Raw genomic sequence first — 5,389 nt, forward strand, 5'->3', positions numbered from 1 at the left:
TCTGCGTGTACGCCCAAATCGCCACTAAATGCTTGTTTTAAAATGAATCGCTAGACCCCCCGAAATCCGGGAGAGCCAACTTCTTTCCAGACGAGCCTCAGGAAGCCTCATCACCGCCGAGGGGATCACGACCCATGGACAACAGAGCCAGCCGTTTTCTTAGTCTTTGCTTGACCGGCGCGATAGCCATCGCTTCGGGCGGCGCCCACTCGGCGGTCTCCGGCTACGCCAACGGTCAGTTCTACAGCGTCCCGCCTGATCTCCAGCAATCTATCCCCCCGAATGTTCTGCTCAACTTATCCGTGGAAACGCCCATGGGTGGAGCCGCCTACAACGACTATATAGGTTCTTCCCCCGGCTGCGGCGGACGCACGGAAAGCAAGATCGGAACCTGCTTTAATCCAGCCAATACATACATTGGATATTTCGATCCAACCAAGTGCTACCAGTACCAGGGCGTTGCTGACCGATACTTCGACCAAGAAGAGTGGGAGCCGGTATCGACAGGCATGGATAGTCGAGGCGCCGACAGCTACGAGCCTGACGGAGAAGGAGCGCGCATCGGCTGGCCATACGCGGCATTCGACGGCGATCTCGACACGATATGGCATACAGAGTGGACGGACGAAGACACTCCTCAACCCCACTGGATCATTATCGACCTTGGATCGACCTTGAGCGACATTGCCGGCTTCCGTTACGTACCTCGGTCCGGAGGCGGCAACGGCACGATCAAGGATTACGAGATCTACCTCAGTGACACGACAACCGATCTGATACCAGCGACTCGAGTCTCCGAGCCAAGTGCCTCCCCGGTGGCTAGCGGCCGCTGGGAGTACGACAACGCCGGAGATCCTCAAGAAGTCCCTTTCGGAACGAACCAATCCGGCCGCTACTTGATGCTCCGCTCAACAAGTGAAGTCAACGATGCAGCCTGGACATCTGCCGCCGAAATCCAGCTCTTGAAGGAGCTCGGACCGGAGAACTACTTTTATCCAAGCGGAGATGTCAGCAGCGGCGCGTGCAACGGCAGCACATGGAGCGGCAACTTCCTGAACTGGGCCACCATGACTGCTATCGATGAGTTCATCCTCGCGATGACCGGGGGCCACCGCACGTACGACACTCCAGACAAAGTCGTCGTCGAGCGCGCGCGCAAAACGGACAACGATAACTGGTACCCTTGGAAGGCGATTGGATCCAGCATCAATGGTGTCAGCCCAAGTACAGTGACCCCGTACTCCGTGGATGAGCTTTGGGTCTATAACACAGCTTATGGTTTCGAGGTTGCCACCAACAAAGACGACGCGAAGGTCGGCAGTGGGTCCGGCTACCTAGACTTCTTCGGCGCCGCCGTGCAGGTTTGCGATATCGACGAAGGTGTTGAGCAAAACTGCACGAAATACACGGATGACTCAGACATCTGGTACAAACCAGAAGGCCTCATGCAACGCAATATGCAGCGCATGAGGTTTGGCATCATGGCCTACTCCAACGACAACTCGAAGGCGCGAGATGGTGGAGTTCTGCGCGCCCCAATGAAATTCGTCGGGCCCAAGCTGCCATCGGGCCAGGATAATCCGGATAAGGAGTACACGGATCAGGGAGACTATATCGATAATCCAGAAAACTATGCTGATGGCAACAGCGGGGTCTTGAATTATCTTAATAAATTCCACAAGCCAGGCTACAAGTCCTATGACCCAGTCAGCGAGCTCTTCTACGAGTGCTTAAACTACTATAAGAATCGCGGCCCGACATCAACGTTCTACTCTGGACTTACTGAGGCTCAAAAAGGTGGGTTTCCAGTCTACGAAACCTGGGACGACCCTATCCAATATTGGTGCCAAACGAACTACATCATTGGCATAAACGACGCTTATCCATGGCTTGACAAGAAGCTGCCGGGAACCAGTTTTACCTCATGCCCTGTCGCTACGGACGCTAGCGGAAACCAATCTGCTAACGACTGCGGAGAGCCGAGCAACCCGGACCCTGATATCAACGTGACTTCGCTCACCAATCAGGTTGGCGCAATGGAGAGTCGCGGCGCAATAGGCGAAGACTACGCCTACGATCAATCCGGCCGCAACAATAGCAACTACATTGGCGGTCTCGCTTACTACGCCAATACCAATGACATCCGTGACGATTTTATCGGAGACCAAACCGTTACGACGTTCATGATCGATTCTCAGGAATATCACGCAACTCCGAACGTTGGGAATACGAACGTACTCTGGCTCGCCGGGAAGTATGGTGGGTTTGTGGATGACAATGGTGACGGAGTCCCGCAGGATGGCGAGTGGGATTCCGACAACGACGGCGAGCCCGACAACTATGTTCTCGCAACAAGCCCGGAAAAGATGGTCAGTGCTCTCGAACGGGCATTCAGCGTCGCCGCATCGGGACTGCGCTCTTCTCAGTCCGCAGCCTCGGTCGGACTGAACACGCGAGCCGGGCTGGGAGCGGTCTACCAGTCTGCATACATCACGTCGTTCCAGGACGATACAGATACAGGAAACCGGGCCGAATGGATCGGCCAGCTGAAGATGGCTCCGATCGACGAGAATGCGATCATCGGGACGGAGTACTGGGATGCGATCGAGGTCTTGCAAGCGATCGATGAGCCGACCGTCAACCGCGGCTGGACGGACAGCAGTAACCCGGTCGAGGCAGGGCAGCGCTACATCTTCTCTTGGTTCGACGGCAATCTGGACGGCGTTGCCGACACTGGCGAGCAGGTCGTCCTCGACAGCTCTGCGATCACCGAGGACAACTACCCCTATTTCGATCTCGTAAGCGTCCTGGACAAGACAGATACCACTCAGGTGAGCGCGGCGATCGCTGAGGTGGCCGGGCTGGTCGACTTCATCCGCGGAGACACGACGGATGCCACGAAGCGTAACCGGGTCGCCGACTATGACGACGACGGAACAACGGAAGCCCTGCTACTCGGTGACATCGTTCATTCGCAGCCCGTGGCGGTCGGCAAGCCAGCGGAAGACTTCGATCTCCTCTATGACGATGTCAGCTACGCAGACTTCAAAGTACAGTACAAAGCCCGTCGAACAGTGGTGTACGCTGGCGCAAACGACGGGTTGCTTCATGCGTTCAACGCGGGATTCTTCGACGGTTCCAGCTACAGTGCGACCGGCAGTGGCGGCGAATCGGCCCACGCGCTTGGCACCGAGCTCTGGGCATACGCACCCTTCAATCTGTTACCGCACTTAAAGTGGCTGCAGTCAAGCAGCTACGACCATGTCTACTACATGGACGGCCCTATGAAAGCGTTCGACGCCAAGATATTTCCAGACGATACAGATCATCCGGATGGCTGGGGCACCGTGCTGGTTGCTGGCATGCGTTTGGGCGGCGCCCCCATGACGGTTGACACTGCCGATGATGGCTTCGGTGGGGCTGGCGCTGCCAATGACCATGAATTCGCATCTGCCTGGGTCCTAATCGACATCACCAACCCGGAGAAGCCTCCCAAGTTACTGGCCGAGATCAAGGATCCGACCAACGATTTCGAGACCGGCATGGGATTCTCCTTTAGCGAGCCAGCCGTATTTACGATTCGAGAAAACGACGACAGCCCAAACGACTGGTACTTGGTCTTCGGGAACGGGCCAAATGATCTGAGCACTGTCAGCACCGACCAGTCGGCGAAGATTTACATCTACAAACTGAATGATGGCGCACGCGACTTCGTAACTGGATTTGCACCGTTGACATTGACACCCTCGCACACTGGATATGTTGGTGGCGTAACCAGTGTAGATTGGAACCTCAACTACAAGGCGGATACGCTCTACTTCGGCACAACCGGCTCATCACCAGGCGAAGGTCGTTTCTTAAAGATCGATCTGGGAGAGGATGCCTCGCCCGCGAATTGGGTCGTCACCGAAATGATTGACATGATGGCACCAGTCATCATCAAACCAACCGTGACCGTGGATAATAGTGGTAACCACTGGGTTTACTTCGGTACCGGCCGCCTCGAGACAGATGCAGACACATCCTTGTCGCAGCAGGAATACCTAGTTGGGATTCGCGACGAGACTGCGACGACATATCCAATTGCTCTAGCGGACCTCAAAGACGTCACCGATATCACGGTCTACAGCAACGGCGCGGTCGATGGCGACACCGCCGATGGCAGCACCACATTGTCCGGACTCGATTTCACGATCAACTCCAGCGGAAGCTACAACGGCTGGCTCCGCAAGCTCGCATTCGATTCCGGTCAACCCAGCGAGCGAAATCTTTCCAGGCACTCCTTGCTTGGAGGGGCTCTCATATCAACGACCTACAAGCCGGACACGGACCTTTGCACACTGGGTTTGAGCAACCTATACGCGCTCTACTACAAGACAGGAACGGCATATAGCGACGGCTTCCTTGGCTATGGTACGAATGACGGAAACGGGACTCCCGCTCTTGCCTACAGGCAGATCGCCGAAGGCATAGCTATGGCCCCTGCCCTACATATCGGAGAAGTCGCTACAGGAAGCCAGACCAACGACGAAGTGACAGCCGTCGTGCAAGACTCGAATGCGGAGATTCACAAGCAGGCACTCGAAACGGAGAGTCCGCTTGATTCCGGTGAAATATCTTGGCGCGAGCTAGGCACTTGCTACTAGGATGGCGGAGTCTCTTCGAGACCTAGCTCGCTGCACAGTAGAGCTCGAGAGATATCGTCCACAAACAGCTCAAACAAAAGGCTGGCTATGAAAGTTGTCAACAAGCGTCCAGGCACCGGCTTCACCCTGATCGAGCTGATGATCGTGGTGGCGGTCGTCGGCGTGTTGGCCGCGATCGCGTACCCGTCGTATCAGAGTCAGGTTCAGAAGTCTCGCAGAACTGTTGCAGAGTCGGCTCTAACTGAGATTGCCTCTAAACTGGAGGCCTACCGTTTCCGACACAGGACGTACACGGAAGACCTTGGGGACCTTGGATATTCTGGCACCGGCGACAACGCCTGGAACTACTTCCCATCCGGAGCCACCGCGATCGATAGCTATTATCGCGTTCAGGTCGCGGCTACCGACTCAGGATGTGCAATCACCAACTGCTATCGCCTACTCGCCGAGCCCCTAAATTCGCAAGTAGGGGACAAATGGCAGTACCTACTATGGAGCACAGGTCGGAAACAAAGCCGCAAAGGCGCCTCCGCTACCTGGACGAGTCTTTGGCCAAGCCAGTAACGTCTCAAATTCAGGTGCGCACCTGCTGGCTTAGGGGTGCGTAGTAACCGTCCATTATAACGAATAAGGTTAGATCGTCCGAGCGAAGCGAGCGACGATCTGAACCGGTTGTTGGACAAGCCCGGGATCGAGGAGGTACGCAGGGGGTATAGAAAATAGCTTTTCGAGGCCGAGGGCTC

2 protein-coding genes are annotated in these 5,389 nt (G+C 55.8%); both read left to right on the forward strand.

Going from position 1 to position 5,389, the window contains the following annotated elements; all coding sequences use genetic code 11:
* The first annotated feature begins 134 nt into the window (after positions 1 to 134).
* A complete protein-coding gene (locus G3446_RS25385; RefSeq protein WP_164456466.1) occupies positions 135 to 4,646 on the forward strand; it encodes a PilC/PilY family type IV pilus protein in 4,512 nt (1,503 codons plus the stop codon).
* Between the two features lie 138 nt (positions 4,647 to 4,784).
* Positions 4,785 to 5,210 carry a type IV pilin protein gene (locus G3446_RS25390; protein ID WP_425338435.1) on the forward strand — a complete coding sequence of 142 codons (426 nt, stop codon included), beginning with the start codon at positions 4,785 to 4,787 and terminating at the stop codon, positions 5,208 to 5,210.
* Positions 5,211 to 5,389: the final 179 nt, after the last annotated feature.

This window comes from Thiorhodococcus minor, from assembly GCF_010820565.1.
Classification (GTDB): Bacteria; Pseudomonadota; Gammaproteobacteria; order Chromatiales; family Chromatiaceae; genus Thiorhodococcus; species Thiorhodococcus minor.